21 protein-coding genes and 1 pseudogene are annotated in these 19258 nt (G+C 36.1%); 6 read left to right on the top strand and 16 right to left on the bottom strand.

The features are described 5' to 3' along the window. Position 1: 1 nt before the first annotated feature. From yycF to ACESM9_RS05910, 3 genes are all read right to left on the bottom strand, one after another. Positions 2-697, bottom strand: coding sequence for a response regulator YycF (yycF, locus tag ACESM9_RS05920; protein WP_372996263.1), 696 nt, complete (start codon positions 695-697; stop codon positions 2-4). Positions 698-1055: 358 nt separating this feature from the next. Next, entirely contained in the window at positions 1056-1844 is a 789-nt protein-coding gene (locus ACESM9_RS05915; RefSeq protein WP_372996261.1) for a hypothetical protein, read from the bottom strand. A gap of 59 nt (positions 1845-1903) precedes the next feature. Further along, positions 1904-2110: an FmdB family zinc ribbon protein gene (locus ACESM9_RS05910; protein ID WP_372996259.1), complete on the bottom strand. Its 207-nt coding sequence runs from the start codon at positions 2108-2110 to the stop codon at positions 1904-1906. Between the two features lie 96 nt (positions 2111-2206). Between ACESM9_RS05910 and ACESM9_RS05905 the strand changes: the two genes are divergently transcribed. Next, positions 2207-3316, top strand: a complete 1110-nt coding sequence (locus tag ACESM9_RS05905) for a S8 family serine peptidase (protein WP_372996257.1) — start codon at positions 2207-2209, stop codon at positions 3314-3316. Between the two features lie 46 nt (positions 3317-3362). On the opposite strand, the gene ACESM9_RS05900 is transcribed toward ACESM9_RS05905, so the two are convergent. Further along, entirely contained in the window at positions 3363-4868 is a 1506-nt protein-coding gene (locus ACESM9_RS05900) for a LysM peptidoglycan-binding domain-containing M23 family metallopeptidase (protein WP_372996255.1), read from the bottom strand. A gap of 261 nt (positions 4869-5129) precedes the next feature. Between ACESM9_RS05900 and ACESM9_RS05895 the strand changes: the two genes are divergently transcribed. Together ACESM9_RS05895 and ACESM9_RS05890 are read left to right on the top strand one after the other, a co-directional pair. Continuing rightward, a complete protein-coding gene (locus tag ACESM9_RS05895; protein WP_372996253.1) occupies positions 5130-6149 on the top strand; it encodes a DnaD domain protein in 1020 nt (339 codons plus the stop codon). Beyond that, a complete protein-coding gene (locus ACESM9_RS05890; RefSeq protein ID WP_372996251.1) occupies positions 6142-7122 on the top strand; it encodes an ATP-binding protein in 981 nt (326 codons plus the stop codon). The genes ACESM9_RS05895 and ACESM9_RS05890 overlap by 8 nt, the downstream gene beginning before the upstream one ends. A gap of 103 nt (positions 7123-7225) precedes the next feature. Here ACESM9_RS05890 and ACESM9_RS05885 read toward each other — a convergent pair whose 3' ends face one another. Further along, entirely contained in the window at positions 7226-8017 is a 792-nt protein-coding gene (locus ACESM9_RS05885) for a putative hydro-lyase (protein WP_372996249.1), read from the bottom strand. Positions 8018-8402: 385 nt separating this feature from the next. Between ACESM9_RS05885 and ACESM9_RS05880 the strand changes: the two genes are divergently transcribed. After that, complete coding sequence (locus ACESM9_RS05880) at positions 8403-8585, top strand: hypothetical protein (RefSeq protein WP_372996247.1); 183 nt, start codon at positions 8403-8405, stop codon at positions 8583-8585. Positions 8586-8621: 36 nt separating this feature from the next. Here ACESM9_RS05880 and ACESM9_RS05875 read toward each other — a convergent pair whose 3' ends face one another. The 5 genes from ACESM9_RS05875 to ACESM9_RS05855 are packed head-to-tail and all read right to left on the bottom strand — an operon-like array spanning position 8622 to position 11799. After that, positions 8622-8861, bottom strand: coding sequence for a thioredoxin family protein (locus ACESM9_RS05875; protein WP_372996245.1), 240 nt, complete (start codon positions 8859-8861; stop codon positions 8622-8624). 26 nt (positions 8862-8887) lie between these two features. Beyond that, positions 8888-9826, bottom strand: a complete 939-nt coding sequence (locus ACESM9_RS05870) for a CobW family GTP-binding protein (protein WP_372996285.1) — start codon at positions 9824-9826, stop codon at positions 8888-8890. 32 nt (positions 9827-9858) lie between these two features. Continuing rightward, on the bottom strand, positions 9859-10863 hold the full coding sequence (locus ACESM9_RS05865) for a permease (protein ID WP_372996243.1): 1005 nt from the start codon (positions 10861-10863) through the stop codon (positions 9859-9861). 12 nt (positions 10864-10875) lie between these two features. Beyond that, the gene (locus ACESM9_RS05860) at positions 10876-11187 is read right to left on the bottom strand and encodes an ArsR/SmtB family transcription factor (protein WP_372996241.1); all 312 of its coding nucleotides are present in this window, start codon (positions 11185-11187) and stop codon (positions 10876-10878) included. A 39-nt stretch (positions 11188-11226) separates the two neighbouring features. Then, a complete protein-coding gene (locus tag ACESM9_RS05855) occupies positions 11227-11799 on the bottom strand; it encodes a DUF2703 domain-containing protein (protein WP_372996239.1) in 573 nt (190 codons plus the stop codon). A gap of 189 nt (positions 11800-11988) precedes the next feature. On the opposite strand from ACESM9_RS05855, the pseudogene ACESM9_RS05850 reads away from it, so the two are divergent. Beyond that, positions 11989-12717: pseudogene (locus ACESM9_RS05850) on the top strand (DUF421 domain-containing protein). Between the two features lie 89 nt (positions 12718-12806). Beyond that, positions 12807-13172 (top strand): DUF4363 family protein, encoded by a 366-nt coding sequence (locus tag ACESM9_RS05845; RefSeq protein ID WP_372996237.1) that lies wholly within the window; start codon positions 12807-12809, stop codon positions 13170-13172. Here ACESM9_RS05845 and ACESM9_RS05840 read toward each other — a convergent pair. From ACESM9_RS05840 to ACESM9_RS05815, 6 genes are all read right to left on the bottom strand, one after another. Then, positions 13161-13823, bottom strand: a complete 663-nt coding sequence (locus tag ACESM9_RS05840) for a DNA alkylation repair protein (protein ID WP_372996235.1) — start codon at positions 13821-13823, stop codon at positions 13161-13163. The genes ACESM9_RS05845 and ACESM9_RS05840 overlap by 12 nt on opposite strands. Before the next feature lie 12 nt (positions 13824-13835). Then, positions 13836-14822, bottom strand: a complete 987-nt coding sequence (locus tag ACESM9_RS05835) for a D-cysteine desulfhydrase family protein (RefSeq protein WP_372996233.1) — start codon at positions 14820-14822, stop codon at positions 13836-13838. 395 nt (positions 14823-15217) lie between these two features. Continuing rightward, complete coding sequence (locus ACESM9_RS05830; RefSeq protein WP_372996231.1) at positions 15218-16168, bottom strand: aldo/keto reductase; 951 nt, start codon at positions 16166-16168, stop codon at positions 15218-15220. Positions 16169-16370: 202 nt separating this feature from the next. Further along, positions 16371-17102 (bottom strand): GNAT family N-acetyltransferase, encoded by a 732-nt coding sequence (locus ACESM9_RS05825; protein ID WP_372996229.1) that lies wholly within the window; start codon positions 17100-17102, stop codon positions 16371-16373. A 144-nt stretch (positions 17103-17246) separates the two neighbouring features. After that, entirely contained in the window at positions 17247-17780 is a 534-nt protein-coding gene (locus ACESM9_RS05820) for a hypothetical protein (protein WP_372996227.1), read from the bottom strand. 117 nt (positions 17781-17897) lie between these two features. After that, complete coding sequence (locus ACESM9_RS05815; RefSeq protein ID WP_372996225.1) at positions 17898-19166, bottom strand: M24 family metallopeptidase; 1269 nt, start codon at positions 19164-19166, stop codon at positions 17898-17900. Between the last annotated feature and the right edge of the window lie 92 nt (positions 19167-19258).

Raw genomic sequence — 19258 nt, 5'->3', positions numbered from 1 at the left:
TTTAAATCCTCCTAAAATAATAGCCTACACCTCTCTTGGTTTGGACATACTTTGCGTTGCTTGGATCATCCTCAATTTTCTCTCGCAGACGCCTTACAGTCACATCTACAGTTCTCACATCTCCATAGTATTCATATCCCCAAACCTCTTCCAGCAGAGTTTCTCTGGAAAATACCTGCTCAGCATTTTGGGCAAGGTATTTTAATAGTTCAAATTCCCTTAAAGTAAGTTCTATAATTTTGTCATCTTTTCTAACTTCATACTTATTAAGGTCTATTATCAGGTTATTTGACTTGATTATCTGACCTCCACCCTCTGAACTGTTATTTAAGAAGTTTACCCTTCTTATATTTGCTTTTACTCTGGCCAAAAGCTCCCTGAAGCTGAAAGGCTTAGTCATATAATCATCAGCACCCAGTTCCAAGCCTAATACCTTGTCTACTTCTTCCTCTTTGGCTGTAAGCATTATTATGGGAGTATTTATATTTTCTCTTAGCTTCTTGCATACAGTAAACCCGTCCATAACTGGAAGCATTATATCAAGTATTATGAGATCAGGCTTATGCTCGTATGTACTGTCAATAGCCTGCTGCCCATCTTCTGCAATAAATACCTTATATCCTTCTTTCTCCAGATTATATTTTATTATATCTGCTATTGGTCTTTCATCATCAACAACTAATATTTTGTTATTCATACGTCGAAACCCCTCTCTATATTAGTTAATCTCTACAATAAATATTTTCCTTACTTCTTTTCTTGTAAATATTGTACTGGGTATATTCTACAGCAAGGAATACCCTTATAGAAGCTGTGAGCCCCCGTTCTTTATATATATAATACTATTTAAATGTTGTCTGTGAAAAGTCCCAAAAATAATGTCGTATTGGGTCTAAATTCCTAGAAAAATAATACACTTTTCGCATGTTATTACATTAGATTATAACATATAATCGAAGTAGAAACTAAACATACAACAAAATAAAAACCAATTTTGTGTCCCCCCGGATGCTGGAAAACAGGCAGGGGCCTGTTTTCTTTTTTGGTTTATTTTTTTATCTGGTCTCATGTTTCATAGACAAAAAAGTTTCATAAAAATCTTTACCCGACTTTAATTCCTTAAGAAAATCTAATACTCCCTCGTTTCCCTGGTTGCTATAAACATCCTTTACTATGAGGAAAGCCTTTCGATATGCTTTATTGCTGTCCAAGGCCATAAAATTGTTTCTAAGATCTTCTAGAGTATAATCATCTTCAAAATTCGCGAATTTTCCCCATTCAGTATCATAAATGTTGTATTCCTGATACAAAGCCATACCTTCAGTAAACCATATTTCTATATTTCCTCCTGTTAGCTCGTCCACTATCAAATGAGTATATTCATGGAGAACAGGTCCATTTAACTCATATTCCTCCATAGTAAGAGCAAATACATCAGGAGCTACAATATGGATAACGCCCATATTATACAGACCCATTACAGCTTGTCCTTCCAGTGCTTTGTTATATTTCCATAATTCCTCCATACTTCCATAGACGAATACAGGAATTTTATTGTTCGGATAATAATCAAATTCTTTCCCTATTAGATCATAACTCTTTTCCAGTAAATTTCCTATTTGTTCCACAATCTCCTCATCAGCACCTCTATTTTTTATTATAAAATGAGGTTTACTGATAGTACCTTCAGTAGATGTAAGTTCTATACTCTTATAATATTCGAAATCTTTCAGAGTTTTGTAACCGGCTGACTTTGCAAGAATGTATGTCCTGCTGTCTGTCAAAAAAAATAGCGCTAGCAATATTGTCAGCACTATATATATTTTCAATAAATTTTTTCTCATATCTGCATCACCACAGATATATTATACAATATATTTTATGTTAACTTTACTGGTATTTTCTAGTGACAACCTCCACAGGTACCACAGCTGCCGCCACAGCCGCTGCCTCCTTTTGAAGCTCCACTGGTCTGACATTTCCCTTCAAAAACCTGCCTGATATTTTTGCTTTGGCATTTTGGACATACCACTTTATCTCTATTCGAAGAATTCACTATTTCAAAAAACTTTTCACCGCAATCATTGCATCTAAAATCCAATGCTGCCATGAGATTCATCTCCTTTTAAAGATATTATTTGATTCACCTATTTATATTTGCTGGCATATTATATTATAACATTTATCTTTTAGGTGAGGGATTTTTGTGAAAGATTTTTTTTCATTTTCAAAAAGAATTGATCCAAAATTAAAGTATATGATATCTGTTAAAGGCATTAAAACCATCCCTTTAATCCTTGAGATAAAGCATGGTATAGATAATGATGTGAAAAGAAAATTAACCAGAATTGGTTTCAAAATTAAGTATGAGATTAACTTTATAAATCATATATGCGGAAGTTTGCCGGCGAGGAATTTCGATAGTCTTAAAGCTCTTGTGGAAATCAACAAGATTTATTATGATGGAAAAGCCCTGTTGATGGGAAAAACCTTTTCACCTGTTGACGGTCAAGATTTTCCTATAAAAATGAAGTCTCAGCTTTTGAATGGCAGAGGCATCTCTATTGGCTTTATAGACACGGGCGTACATCCTAAGGCAGATTTTATGAGACCTAGAAGAAGGATACTTGCTTTTAAGGATTTTATAAATGGGAGAAAGGATACTTATGACGACAGCGGTCATGGAACAGCTGCTGCTGCTGTATCATCTATTCCATCTAATGAAGCAGGTATAGTATGCGCCAAAGCATTTGATATGAGCGACCATGGCTTTTATTCCGATATAATTGCATCCATGGACTGGATCCTTGAATTAAAGGATAGGTTCAATATAAGAATAGTAGTAATAAATTTCGGAACTGTTTTGCAGAGTAGAAGCCACGACATTCTTGCCTTAGCATCAGAAGCTCTGTGGAAAAGTGGTCTTCTGGTAGTGTCTTGTGCAGGAAACTTAGGGCCTGAAAGAGCCACCATTACAAGTCCAGGACACAGCAGCAAATTGCTGACCATAGGTGCCTTTCAAATAGATAATGGAAAGCCTTCTGTTTCACCCTGGAGCAGTAGGGGACCAACACTCAACAGCACTGAAAAGCCGGACTTGGTTATGCCGGGTCATGTTTCTTCAGAAGGCTTCATGGGTACAGCTGCTTCTGCAAGCCTTGCAGCAGGATTCGGTGCAATGATATATGAAAAAAAGAAAGACATTTCTCCTGATGATGCGAAAAGCCTCTTGAAGCTGTGCACCACTTCTCTGGGAGAGCTAAAACAGGCTCAGGGAAAAGGATATATAGATATAAAAAAAATAGAGGAAATCTGAATCCTCTATTTTTTATTTCATCATGATAATCGTTTTATATTGGTCTTTACAAATATTTTGATGGATTTACAGGGCTGCCATTTTTCCTTATTTCAAAGTGAAGGTGGGGCCCTGTGCTGTTACCTGTGTTTCCTACAGCACCAATGACTTGACCTTTATATACCTTTTGACCTACCTTAACACTGATTTTGCTAAGATGACCATAATATGTAACAAAACCTGCACCATGGTCAATCTTAATCATCTTTCCATATCCACCGCTGGTTCCTGCAAAAATAACTTCTCCTCCATCAGCAGCTTTTACCGGAGTGCCTATAGGTGCTGCAATGTCAATTCCATTATGGTTTCTTCCCCATCTATATCCATAACGAGAGGTTATGGTGCCTCTTGTAGGAGTACTAAAGGTACCTGTGCCTTTTTTTGGTGGTGGATCCTTCGTACCCTTAACCAGAATCTGATCCTTTGGCTCCTTTATTATGTTTTCTGATAGAATTACTCTCTCACTTTCAATTCCATTTATCTTAATTACTTCTGCTTTAACTTCCTTCTCCCCATACTGTCCCTTGACCCTTACCTGGGTCTGATCCTTATATAAGCTGCTGCTTAATTCAAGCTTCTGCTCATAGGGGATCTTATCCGTATATGTAACTTCTTCAATGGTTTTTACGCTTATTAAAGATTTTGGAACCACCAAATTCAATTCCTGACCTATTTTTATTTTTTCAGGATTTGCTGTTGGATTTGCCTTCTGCAGATCCTCCAAGCTTATGTCATATTTCCTTGATATGCTCCAAAAGCTTTCCCCTGCTTCAACCTTATGTATCCTAACCTCACTGGTACCATTAATAATATAGTTTTGAGCATCTTCTACTTCCATTGCTAAGGAGATGTCTGTAAACTCTTCCTTAATCTCCACTTTTTCAGAAAAGCTCTTTTCCTTTATTTTACTGGTTTCTGTAACCTGTGTAAAATACTGCTCTACACCGGATAGCACTCTTTCTGCTTCATCCTTGGTTTTTAAAGTGACTATAGGTTTGTCGTCTGCATATATAACAGCACATTCTACCTGATAATCTAAATGTTTTTTCAATTCCTCTTCCAATGCTTTACCCTCAAGGAGTTCTTTTTTTGAAGCATTTATTTTTTGGTAAGAAATCTGATTAGTAAAAGCAACTTCTGCAGCATTTTTCTTTTCATAACTCTGCTTTAATACTGTTAACAGTTCCTCAACCAGTTTCTTGTCCTTGACTTTTGCAATCTCTACACCGTTTATCATTACAGCAAAAGCATTATTTGCAAAAGCGAAATATGTAATGGCTATTAATACAACAGCTAATGCTCCTCCGGTTATTAAAAACCTCTTTTTATTGATAATCTTTACATTAAATCTTTTATTACCTGCAACTGATTTTATATTAAACTTCGAAAAAGTCTTCTTCAAATCTAGTTTAGATATGGCTTCCTTGGATTTGGCAAACCACTTGGAGGCTTGCTGAATGAGGCTGTCATAATACTTCTTTAACTTATTCGGATTTTCACCGTCTCCCCCCATTAATGCATCTCCTTTCTAAATATTGCTTACTCTATTTTATACCAAACTAGCCTTTTATTCAATAAATTATTGGGATAAAAATTTTCCTGCTTGTCTATATCATATTCATTTATATGCTAAATTATTCTTTTAACATTGAACATTGCTTAACGATATATTGATTGGTATTATCTTACACCAAAAGGCAATATTATTAACAGGAAAATATATGCTATAATATTAGATAAAGCGGATTGGATTCCTATTTTAGGAGGAAACTATATGAATTACTTTAGATACAAAGCCTATAATGAAGACCTGGGACACACTCCAGTAGAAAACATTTTTATAAACCATTACATGCCGGATGCCCCCGGGGATTATGTAAAAGTATATCTGCTAGGTCTTAAATGCTCCTACAGCCTTCAAAACAATTATTTATCTGATGAAATAATAGCAAAGACAATCAATATATCTGTAGAGGAAGTGCAGAAAGCTTGGAAGTATTGGCAAGACCAGGAGATTATAAATGTTATACATACAGAAGGAAACAATGATAAAATCGTTGAATTCATTGATATTAGAGAAAAAGTCCTCAACATAAAGGGTAAGGAAACCAAGCCTGCCAAGAACAGCGTGGATCGTATCATAATGGCGAGACAGAATTCAAAGGTCAGAGATATGTTTGATTATATCAGAAAGATATCCGGCAGAGAGCTATCTCAGAATGAAATATTCGTCTTTTTAGACTGGATGGACGATTATGGTTTCCCACCTGAAATAGTAGTCATGCTAATCGAAGATTGCTATTCAAGAAACAAAAAAGACTTACCTTATCTTAAGCAGGTGGCTAAAAACTGGTTTGATGCAGGGGTAGATTCTCAGGAAAAAGCTATAGAATATGCAAACAGACATAAGGAGAAATGGCAAAAATACAGCAAAGTGCTTAACTTTCTCAGAATCGGAAGGCAGCCTACGGCGGTGGAGGAGGAAATGCTGCAAAAGTGGTTTTATGAATACTCCTTTTCCGATGAGGCAGTGCTTAAAGCCTGCGAGTTAACAATAAAAACACTGAAACCTTCCTTTTCGTACATAGATAAGGTGCTTTCCGAATGGCATGATAAAAATATTAAAACCATTGATGAGATTGAAGCTTATCTTTCTAGAAACCCTTCAAAGGATAATAAAGATGGAGCAAAGGCTCCCAAGAGAAGCTTCAATAACTTCAAAGGCCGTACATATGATACAGATCTATTGAAGCAAAGGCTCCTGAAAAAGAGTAGAGGTGAGTTAAGTGAATAGTATACGAGCCATAATGAATGAATACGAAGATATAAGAGAAAAAAATAAAAAAGAATTGGATAAGCGCAAACAGGAGCTTTATGCTAAGTTACCGAGGCTCAAAGAAATCGATGATGAAATGGTCAACCTGGGTATAAGAATTACTAAGGCGGTACTCATGGATAAAGAAAATCGGGAAAAGCTTCTGGAGGATCTTCATAAGAAACAAACGGACCTGAAAATAGAAAAAGCAGAAATACTAACAGCCAATAAATATCCAAAGGATTATCTCCAGATGAAATATAGCTGCAAAAAATGCAAGGATACAGGTTATGTCGGATCGGAAAGATGCAACTGCCTAATGCAAAAGCTTATTGCTCATCAGTATAAACAATTTAAACTATCCCATAGGATAGTCAAGGAGAATTTTGAGAATTTCAATATAAACTATTATTCCAATGAACCCATTGATGGCGGAAGATCTCCAAGGGAGAACATGCAGCATATATTTATGGAATGTATAAAGTACACCAAAGACTTTGAACAACATAATAAGAATCTGCTGTTTATTGGCAGACCAGGTTTGGGCAAAACCTTCCTTTGCAACTCCATAGCTAAAGATTTGCTGGATATGGGCAAAAGCGTCATATATCAATCCGCGCCCGATCTTGTAGATTTAGTAAGGAAGTACAAGTTTGATTTTGATAATGAGGAAGCAGGAGATGAAGCCCTGAAGGATATTTATGTATGCGACCTGCTAATAATTGATGATCTGGGTACAGAGTTGGGAACACAGTTTTCCGGGCTAGTAATTTATAATATATTAAACAAAAGGTTATTAGAAAATAAAAAAATGATAATATCCACCAATCTGGATGTTGATGAGATAATAAAAACTTACTCTGAAAGAATATCATCGAGAATATTCGGCAACTTCTTAATGTATGAGTTTTTCGGAGAGGATATAAGGCTCAAACTGCAGAATATTATATGAAATGACAAAACCTAAACAGAGTAATGCACATAATGATGAGTTATTAATGGAAATAAAAGGCTCAATGAGATATTCAACCTCATTGAGCCTTTTGCTCTAGTTATTATAATACTGCCAGATCTTCATCCTTGGGGTCGCAGATAAACATATGTCCTGGAGAGTGGGTTATCATAAGCTCTGGTTTGCTGGTCATGGCTATGGATTGGGGTGTAACACCACAAGCCCAGAATACAGGTACCTCCCCTTCTTTAATGACAGAAGGATCACCGAAATCCGGTTTATTTACATCTTTGATACCTATCTGGCTGGGATCTCCTATGTGTATTGGTGCTCCGTGGACCTGTGGAAACCTTGAAGTAGCCTGCACCGCTCTGGGTACCTGATGATATGGTATAGGCCTCATGCTGACAACCATTTTGCCGTGGAATTTCCCAGCAGGGACACAATCAATATTGGTTATATACATAGGTACATTATGATTATCCTCTATATGTCTTACAGGTATGGAAGCATTCAACATAGCAGATTCAAAGGAAAAGCTGCAGCCAAGCAAGAAACCTACTAGATCGTCTCTCCAATACTTCTCAATATTGGTTACTTCATCTACCAACTCACCATACTTATAAATCCTGTACTTTGGAACATCAAACCTCAAATCTGCACCCTTAGCCATAAGTTTAGGTTCCGGATCCCCTACATCTGTAACATCTAATATGGGGCAAGGCTTTGGATTTCTCTGAGCAAATAATAAAAAGTCAAAAGCTAAATCCTTAGGAACTATGGCAAGATTTGCCTGTATGTGTCCTCTGCACATACCTGAGGTAGGTGAAATTATTTGCTCCTTTCTAATGAGTTCTCTAACTTCCCTTGGGCTCATATTTGCTAAATCCATCATACAATCGCCGACTTCACGGCTACCCCCTTTACATTTATTCTGGCTTGTATATATTATTTATTCAACAATAGTGAAAAATATCCTTTTAAGAAACTTCTTTTCCATATTTAATCAACTCTGTTTTCCGTCTGTTTCCTTTGAATATCATAGATTTACAACATACCAGAATTTTTACACTATGCGTACTAATAACAGCTTAATCAGCATGTAATTTTGTCGATTTTCATATAATATTTCCCGGGAAATTATTTTTTCCGATTATTTTGTCGCTTATATATTTAATCTAACGCTGATAGGCTTACAATAATCCTATAATTGTGATAGAATTACTTTCGTAAACAACGGTTGCATTGAGTAATAATGATAAAATGGGAAGTGTAATAATATGAAAAAAGGAAAATTAAATATATTAGGCCATAACTATGATTATATGGAAGATGAGTATGATAGACTGAAAAGTCTTAGCAAAAATAAAAGCCAATATAAGGTATTTACAAACAAAGCAAACTTCAAGAAGATAGAATTTGATTATGAAGAAGATCCCTATGAGCCCGAAAAGGGCAGATAGGGATCCTTTGGACTACTGTTTCCCCTAAAGGATTGTTTACTTCATGCCCTCCAATATTTTAACTATTTCTTTTGGCTTTAATACTTTCCCATATGAAACAACCTTTTCATCAATAACAAGGCCTGGAGTTGTCATTATGCCATATTTCATTATTTGTACCAGATCCGCTATCTTATCTACGCTTGCTTCAATGCCAAGGGTGCTAAGAGCTTCTTTTACATTGTTCTCAAGCTTTTCGCATTTATCACATCCAGTGCCCAATACTTTAATTTTCAATTCGCAGCCTCCCATACTTTTAATTCTTAATTCCTTAACTTCATTTCCTCGCCTATAACTTCATTCCACGCATCAAATATATTTTTGATTATTGCAGGACCTATTTTTGATATGATTACAAGTTGTGATTCTGTTTCATTTTTGTCTGAAAGCTTATAATCTATCCTTCTATTCACAACATCCACCTGATTCCATCCATCATCAAGACTAAAGAACCCTTTAATTCTATATGCATTTCCAGAAACCTTATCAATGAATCTTGTCAAATCCTCCTTTTTCACTTGACCTTGAAATGTCAGAGTTAATGATTTTGGTTTGTTTTCGGGAGTATTGGTAGAACTTTCTCCCTCTGCCCATTGATTTTTCATCAAATCTTCCTTCAAAAAGTCATAATTAAGCTTTCCGAATACCGAGGTTTGAATTTCTACCATAGCATTTATCTCTCGTATCTTTGATTTTATTTTTTCCAAAGTACTTTCATTGATTAAATCTACCTTGCTTATCACTGCAAGATGACAGTGCTTGATTTGCCTTTCAACTGTTTCAAAATCATTTATTTGCTCTAGAAAGTGTACTGCATCCACAAGGCAGATTGCTCCTTTATAGTCATAAACATCTCCCTTGAATTCCTTTACAGCGTTCATTATTTCCCCTATATTTGATGGATCAGCAAGGCCGGAACTCTCAACAAATAAATATCTCAGACCCCTATCTGCCATCTCCATCATGGCTTGAGCAAAGGATATCTTCAAACAAGAGCAAAATATCGATCCCCTGTTTAGCTCTACAAGTTCTATCCCATCTTTTCTGATGATATTACCGTCAATGCCTACCTTTCCAAACTCATTCATAATAACTCCGACTTTTTCACCTGACAGATCTTCCAATATATTGGTCAAAAGAGTGGTTTTGCCTGCTCCTAAAAATCCTGTCAATAAATATAAATTTGTCTTTTCTCTCATCATAATCCCTCTTCCATTGTTATTGAAAATTATCATTACATCAAAAGATAGCCAAAAGCGTTAAATGTGTAGCCAATTATAATGATACCAAAGGTAACAATGCCCACAAATGTGGCTAGAAGCTTCATCTTAACAACTTTCTTCAGCATGATCATTGATGGAAGCGAAAGAGCTGTTACCCCCATCATAAATGATAGAGCTGTACCAAGTCCCACTCCCTTTAAAACCAAAGCTTCTGCAATAGGCAGTGTTCCAAAGATATCAGCATACATAGGCACGCCCGCAAATGTGGCTATAAGCACTGAATACCATTTATCCTGGCCCAGTATGGCAGCTATTAGTGATTCAGGTATCCAATTGTGTATAGCAGCACCAATTCCTACACCTGCCAAAATGTATAGCCAAACCCTTTTTATTATGTCTAGCACTTGATCCTTTGCAAAATTCATTCTATCCTCAGCGGTTAATTTCTCCTGCTTCATATCAAGAACCTTGTTTCCGAAGACAAAAGGCTCTACATACTTTTCAAGCTTCATCTTACTGATAATCGTTCCGCTTACTATTGCAAGCACAATGCCTATAGTGACATAGGCTATAGCTATTTTCCAGTTAAATATGCTTGCCAGCAAAATAATGGATGCCAGATCTACTAAAGGCGAGGATATCAAGAATGAGAATGTAACACCAATAGGCAATCCCGCACTTGTAAATCCAATGAATAAAGGAATTGAGGAACAGGAACAAAAAGGTGTAACTGTGCCTAGAAGAGCACCCAATATATTGGCTGATATGCCATTGAATCTGCCCAGTATTTTCTTCGTTCTCTCAGGCGGAAAATAACTTTGTATATATGAGATTGCAAAGATTAAAACGGAAAGCAATATGAATATCTTTATAACATCATATATGAAAAAGTGGATACTTCCACCCACTCTGGTACTTACATCCAAGCCAAATATTTTTTCTACAAGAAAAGTTACTAAATTGTGCAGCCATTCCATCTTCAACAACTGCCTGTTTAACCATTGAAAAATTATCAAATCACAATCCTCCTAGCACTCGGTGCAACATTCACTAAAATCAACGCTTTTTACATCTATACTATTGAATAAGCTCTTTATTGCAACCAGAGCCTCTTCATTTATGGAATATCTCATCCATATGCCATCTTTCCTACCCTTCACCAATCCGCTGTCACATAGCATTTTCATATGGTATGAAAGGGTAGGTTGGGTAATGTTAAATTCTTCAAGTATTTTACAGGCACATAGTTCACCATCTGAAAGCATAAGAAAAATTTTGAGTCTTGTTTCATCACTTAATGCCTTCATATATTGAGCATACATTGCTAAATTCTTTTCCATTGTTTTCACTCCACAATATTTTTTCAACAATACTTATTTCTAGCAGCAGTAACTGTTATTTGTATTACCACAGCAGCATTGATTTTTATTCTTCGCAGCTGTATAAAACTTTTTCAGATTCTCTGGCAATACATAATCAGCATCTTCATTAGATATATCTTCATGGCCGAATATGCCTTTTAATAGTCCTTCAGCTATAAGGGCTATAGGCGGTACAGTATATTCCTGTCCCTTGTATACCCAGACACGGCAGTCTACCTCATCTCCACATAGATCTCCACATGAGTCGCATGGTCTTTCCCTAACCTCCATTTGAATATCCCTGCCGTTTACTCTTATTGTAGGCGAAGCAACAAATTTATGCTTTATAGCCAGTTCTTCTGTGTTTACATTTATTTTGTTCAGCACAACCTCAATGCCAGCTAACTCTAATACATTAGAGATACTGGCAATAGCTTCTTCAAGATTTTTTTCTGTTCCCTGACACCATTCACAGACACTAAGATCCAGATATAAAAAGTCTACAATCACTTGCCTTGTTTCTGTTTGTATGTTTCCTGCACTGCAGCAGCCTGAACCGCAAGAACAACATCCACAATTTGAATTATTCATCTATATTTACCCCCTATAATTTTATGCGTATTAACATCATATTGATATTTCTCTATGTATTATATTCCTATATATAGATAAATGTCAATATGTTCTGTTTAAAACAAATTCTTTGCGGCAAGCTATGGATAAAAATTCTTAAAAATCAAATACTATGTCCATATATCACTAATACAGGAGGGGTAACCCTTGAATGAAGGCTTGGTCGTGGCTGTAAGATCCGTCATTGGCTTCTTTTCCCTCCTTATTTTCACCAGAATAATAGGGAAGGAACAAATAAGCCAGCTTACCTTTTTTGATTATGTCCTAGGTATTACCATTGGCTCTATAGCAGCTTCTCTCACAACAGATTTATCCAGCAGAGCATGGCCCCACTGGATTGGACTGCTGTCATGGGCTGCACTGGGCTATTTGATGGAGTTGATAACCCTGAAATGGAGATATGCGGCAAAGTACCTTGAGGGGGAACCAACCATTGTAATTATGAATGGCAAAATAATGGAGAAAAGCTTGAAGAAAATGAAGTATAGAGTTTCTGACATCATGGCTCTATTAAGAAACAAAGGGGTTTTTGATCTTAACCAGGTTGATTTCGCAATAATAGAACCTAATGGTCAAATATCAGTGCTGAAAAAGCCTGAACATATGCCCTTGACTCCTAAGGATATGCAAATTAAAGTTATGCCTAACGGCATCAGCACAGAATTAATATATGACGGAATTATCATAGAAGAGAATCTGACCCAATTAAACAAGGATAAAGCTTGGCTTCTGAAGGAGCTTAATAAGCAAGGTATAAAGGATGTTTCAGAAGTATTCTTAGCAACCCTTAATCCAGCAGGAAGTCTCTAAATAGACAGATATGATGATCATATAAAAAAGATAATAGATATTGGAGACTATAAAGGACCTTACTAAGTCAGGTCTATTCACTTTTCGATGAGCAATATTCAACTGAAAATTGATTAGTTATTAAACTTAAAAATATTATATATGGAGATGAGCCAATGAGAAAATTCATGGTTATATCAATCCCTATTTTTGCAATTGCAATATTTATTTTAATAATGCAAAGCGGAAGCTTTTTAAAATACTCTTTGGGTGGGGAGGACAATATTCCACAAATGATAGAAGAAATAATTCAGGATATATCCAAAGGCCATTGGGAAGCGGCAAATAATAAGACTTATGATTTAAGAAAGGCATGGGACAAAATAGTGTCCAGAGTTCAATTCAGCTCTGAAAGAGATGAAATAAATGATTTTACCGTCAGTATAGCCAGACTTGAAGGGGCAATACTAGCTCAAGATAAATCCAGTGCCTTTATGGAGCTGAAAGAAGCCTATGAGCATTGGAAGGATCTAGGGAAATGAGGTATATTTGCTTCCTTCTCTTATGCTCAAAGGCTGCAAAGCATTATTTCGGATAAACTCTCTAACCCATTCTTTGTTGGTTTTTGAGTATTCTCTCAAAGCCCAACCGATTGCTTTGGTGATAAAAAACTCTTTCTGCTCACTGTTTTCCCTTATAATTCTGCTTAACAGATTTATATCTGTATTTTCCTTATACTTCAGTTGAAAAAGTATAGCAGCTCGTGCCAGCCATATATTGCTGCTCTCTGCCCAATCTATGATATGACTTTCAATCAACTCTGGATGGTTCCTGCACATTTGCCCTACTATAACGCTTGCTATGGCATCTACAGTATCCCACCAGGACTTTGTGGTGATCAATTTCTCTATTTTTTCAATGTCCTCGACTTTTATATAATCCTTCAACGCTATCAAATAATCTACTGTTAAATATTGAAATTCCCGCTCCGGCAAATTCCATAGCATGCTTACTATATCCCAATCTACTGTTTTTCCCTTTTTAGCCTCCTTGAGGAATTCCTTTGTAAGCTGCTGCCTTAGGGGCTTTTGTATACCTATAAATGGAAATTTGCTTTTCATATAGGCAGCCATCTGAGGAGCTTTTTCCGGATCTGCGTTATCATAAAGATTTGAGATTATGTTATTTATCATTAGTGTGCACCTCTATCCTTCTATCATCGATCTTTGTACAGCATTCCATCCAAAAATTCCGCCGGTATGGATGAATAATATATTATCATGCTTATCAAAGGTGCCTTTCTTTATCTCCTGTACTAATCCATACATAGCTTTTCCTGTATATACAGGATCCAGTATGATTCCTTCCAGTTGAGCCAGATGCTTTATAAATTCTATCTCTTCAGACCTGCTAATTGCATATCCCAATCCAGCGTATCCATCGATTATGTCGATATGGTTTCTATCTATATGTATCTCTTCCCCTGTATATCTCACAAGTTCGTGAAGTAAAGATTCAACTATATTTAAGAAATACTCCTTATCCCCTGCTATGTTTATACCATAAACTACAGCTTCATTTTTCTTAACCTTATTGCCATAATACAATCCTGAGTAAGTACCCCCTGAACCTACTGAACACACTATTGCATCAAACTTGACTCCCATTTGTTTTTGCTGCTCAAGAATCTCCAGCATAGCATTGTAGTAGCCAAGCGATCCTATGCCGTTGGATGCTCCTTCCGGCAATATGTAGGCTTTATGGCCTTCCTTGAGAAGTTCATTCTTTATCTCTTCCATTATCTCACTCCTATGGTTGCTGTACTCTTCAGCAGTTATAAGTCTGATTCTTGCACCCAGCAGTTTATCAAGGAAAAAATTGCCTTCCAGATCATTATCTTCCCTACCTCTCAGCACCAGATATGAGCCCATTCCTAACTTGGCAGCAACCGCAGCAGTAGCTCTGGCATGATTGGATTGTATGCCTCCGCATGTAATGAGATAATCACAATTATTATCCAGAGCTTCTTTTACGGCAAATTCCAGTTTTCTTACCTTATTGCCAGATACCTCAGTTCCCGTTTCATCGTCTCTTTTTATATAAATGTTTTTGCCTAATTCTTTGCTTAGCTTCTCTGATTTCTCAATTCTTGTAGGTAGATTTGCTAATTTGATTTTATTTTGAAGAATCATGATTTAACCCTCCTTTTCATATTGATTATTTATATTCCTCTTGATTGGCAAAATATCCTCTAAATTTAAACAGAAAATTAAGGACAGCCTTGGCTGCCCTTAAACTGCTTTCCTTTTAAAATTGTAATAATCCGCTGATAATATATTTTCAATCTTAAAAAACCGAATCTGTCTTCGTAGATAACAATATGCCTTAATTTTATTGCCCTGAATTTCAAGGACCTTTATATTGCGCTCACTAATACCCGACTCTCCACTATATATTATTTTTACAATTCTGCCTCTTTCCAGTGATGCCTTCAATATGTGTTTTACCATGCTATCACCTTCATTTTTCTTTTATTATACCAAACATACGTTCGTTTGGAAAGAGGTTTGTTTTGTCGGATAATGTTCTAAAATACACGAATGCAGAATTCGGGGCATACCGCAACACAGTAACCGCATTGTATGCATTTTGACTGATCAATAAAAGCTTTTTCACTTTCATCAAAGTCAATGGCCCCGCTATGGCATGTTTGTATACATGTACCACAGGCTACGCACATATGCTGAGATACTCTTATTATTTTTTTGTTTCTGATAGTTATTATTCCTTCCAAGTCTCTCTCACCATTGAAGTATCTCACATTATAATCAATTTCTTCATTGCTGATCATACCTATGGCTATAGAATACTGGCCTTTTAGGTTCATAACGTATTCCATGCTGCTATCATAATCATCAATCATAGTTCCACCGCCTAAAACCTTCATAAGGTATATGCCTTTACCATTCTTCTGACATAACTCAATAGCCTTTTCCATTTCCTCCACAGTGCCCTGGAGTATTCCGCGTCCTATCTTGTTTATCAAAGGAAATACCACATCTATATCCTCTCTTGCAGCGGCTGCTTCCACCACTTTTACGCTGTGGGTAGATATACCTACCGCTTTGATTATGCCTTTTTTCTTATAGTCCAAAAGGCACTGAAGAGCTCCTTTGCGTTCTTCAAATACACCAACATCTGCTCTTGCAGCATGAAGGTGGAATATATCTATATAATCTATTTCCATGCCTTCCAAAGCTTCATTTATTGCTTTTTCCATGGATTCATAGGTCTCTGCCCCTGATTTAGTTGCTATCACTGGTCTGAAATCCACTTTGTCAAGAGCTGCCTTTATATGGGGATATGTGCCATATGCTTGAGCTGTATCTATGAAGTTTACACCTCTTTTAAGTGCATAAGCTATAATTTCACCACTCACTTCAATAGGCAGATTCTTTTGCAAAGGGCCTACCGGCAGTGCTCCAAAGCACAATTTTGAAACTTTTATTCCTGTATTTCCTAATATTATCTTATCCACAATGCTAACCTCCAGATTATATTCTTTTTTATAAATCATGAGAAAACACAAATTACTCTTTAACTTCACCTCATGAATTAAAAAAGGCTTTCTCGGTCATTATAATTTAAAATACAAGCCTTTCTAAATTATAGCATATGAATAAGATCTAAGCACGATTTCTTTATCTAGTTAATTAATCCATCATCACTTTGATAGCAGTTTAATAGGGCATTCCATAATGAATCATAAATTCATCATCCATATATCTATTTCGGGATAATAAGAATCCCTGATATCCTCTATTTAGTATTTCTATCTGTTTATCCAGTTTTTCATTCTCTACCTCTATGCTTCTTCTATATCGCTTTGTACCGATGAATCTCAAATCTCTATGGAGTAAAAACCTCCACTTTCCTTCGTAAGGTCCTTCTCTTTGACCCAGAGCCTTAATAACCAGTCCTGCATCCATCACATTTTTTAAGCTTGGATAATTGAAGGGGGAAACAGTGCATAGTATATGATAGTAACCTAATTTAAATACCATATCAAAAGTATGTTTCATCATCTTGGCTTGAAGCTTGTTTCCTCTGTACTCAGGATGTACTACAGTTGCTTCCAGGTGTACAACATGATCTAACTCATCTTCAGGAAGTTCTAATTCTCTGCCCATATTAAATTGACTTTTTCCAGGAAAAGAAACAGTCCTGAATGCTATTAGTCCTTTGCCTGCAAACACTCCTATGGCTCTGCCTTTATCCTTATCCAAGACTTCATTAAAAATAAATTCTCTGGAATCCATAACGAAGGTTTCAGGATTTTTCAGATGTCTGGCTACCTCATTTTGAAGGTCAATTAATTCATCAATATTAGTCTTATCAAGAATAACCATCTCATATTCTTCATCTAGTATTATAGTCCTTCTCAATGTTCCTCTATCAATGCTTTCTCTCATGCTTTTCCTCCCTTCTTCTTTAGTAAATATTGTTCCAAGTATTTATTGTTATAATTCACCAAAATCAATGTAAAGTCAACTGATTTGATTTGTTATTTATATAACATTGACAAATAATAATGGTGGCCATTCTAGCCACCATTATTATTCTGCATCATCCCCGAGTATTTTACTTTCTTCTTTTAATGATCCAAAGGAATTAGTGTAAATATAGTTTGCTATTACCTTCACATCTATGGAAGATGGATCCTGGCATAAATCTCCGGGAAGAGTAAAACAGAATTCCTTGGATATTTCTTTACACTGGCTTTTGCTGCAGGTTCCTGTAAATATTATTTTACCTTTCTGGCTTATTATCATATTGGTTTTAGATTTAACCAGCACAACACTTAGTCCAAGGATTCTATTTTTGCAGACATTTTTTAGGTTTACAATAAGCCTTAGCAACCTGGTTTGGCAGTTGAGTTCATCAATGGGTAAGTACACCTCTTTAAAATCCTCACATTTGTCAAAGTCTATTTTTTTATATGCTTCATAGCAACAGTCATTGGCTGATTCAATTTTAATAGTGTCCAATTCATTAAATTTCTTAAGTATACTTACTTCTATTTCATCTTCATTTATTACTTTTTCATCCAAAGCTTCATTTTCTGCTTTATTCATTTCTTTATCTTCCATAACCAAACCCTCCTGAATATACAATATCATTACAATATATTCAGGATTATATAAAATGTTACAGATAAAAAAGCTGTGTAGTTCTATATTCCTCCATTACAGTTTGCAATATATGAGCTATATAAGTATCAACTTTTCCTGCCTACCGTCAAGAAAATCAACTGTGCCGTCCTTTAGAATATCTTCCTCAAGATACATGAATACAAGTTGGTTGTCCCAAACCTTTATATTGTCGGAAACATTAAGCTCCAAAGCATAGCAAGTCTTATCTTCAATGGTTCGTTCACCTGCTCCGGGAATATATGACTGATTGCCATATTGACCTATGATAGGGCCGGCACCATGACCAAATGTTCCTAAAGGATGGGTATACACCATGGGCTTAATACCCTCAGATTTAGCTGTTTCTATAGATTTAAGGAATGCATCATTTCCGGTGGTACAAACTCTAATATTTTCTCTTACTATATCCTGAAGTCTGTTGCCTTTGGCAATAAGTTCCGAAAATTCCTTAGGGGCCTCTTTTTCACCGTTCCTGAGAATGTACCCAACTCTCTGAATATCTGTGTGTAGCTGTACATAAATACCGTTTATCCCTACATCGCAATGAATAAGATCCCCTGGAAGGATAACTTCATTGAAAATCCTTGAAACGCTGCTGCCTTTACGCTGAAGATCAACATCAGGTCCGAACCAATATTGATATCCAAGGCGATTAATAACATCACGCATAAACCACTCAATGTCAGTAGTAGTGGTTATTCCTACTTTAATGAATTGTTTGGAGAAAGAATAGTTTATAATATCATGTGTTATGTTAACAAATTTCTTCATTGTTTCTATTTCTAGAGGTGAAACTCTCTGTAGCCAATACACAGTTAAAGGCTCACCATCACATAGTTTTACAGCATTTTCTCCTAGAGCATCTTTTAAATGCTCATAGAGTGTAGAGGAAAGTCCATCACAAAAGCCGTTGATATCACTCCTATTAATAGCTATTTTAGAAGGATTGCATTCCCTGACAATTCTGCTAATAGTCTCCCATACAGTTTCACCTGGCTCCTGTACTCTTTGGTAAATACTTTCCATTTCGGGAGAGTGGGGACCTATAACCATTTTACGAACTATATCCTTTTCCTTATCGTGGTGAAAAGCCAATGCTCCGATGCGTCTAGCGTCATACATATCCCATGGATACAGTGTTTTTAGCATAGGGTCTTTGCAACCCTCTCTCGAAACTATTATCCAAAAATCTATACCTGATTTCTTCATTGCCCATGGAAGTACTATTTCTAGTCTTTCTTTTAGGATCCTTGTGCTTAGTTCTGCCTGTTTCTTGATAGGTAAAAGGCCGGCTGCCTCCATTTTTGCCTCAATTGCTTTCATAAAGGCTTCATGCACGGTGAACTACACTCCTTTTATTTAATTTCTTTAAGCTCCTTGTAGACATGGTTTATTATTTCTATAGACTTTTATCT

The sequence above is a fragment of the Lutispora sp. genome, assembly GCF_041687175.1.
GTDB lineage: Bacteria > Bacillota > Clostridia > Lutisporales > Lutisporaceae > Lutispora.
Note: the sequence above shows the minus strand (reverse complement) of the source record. Positions and strands in the feature narration are given on the sequence as shown.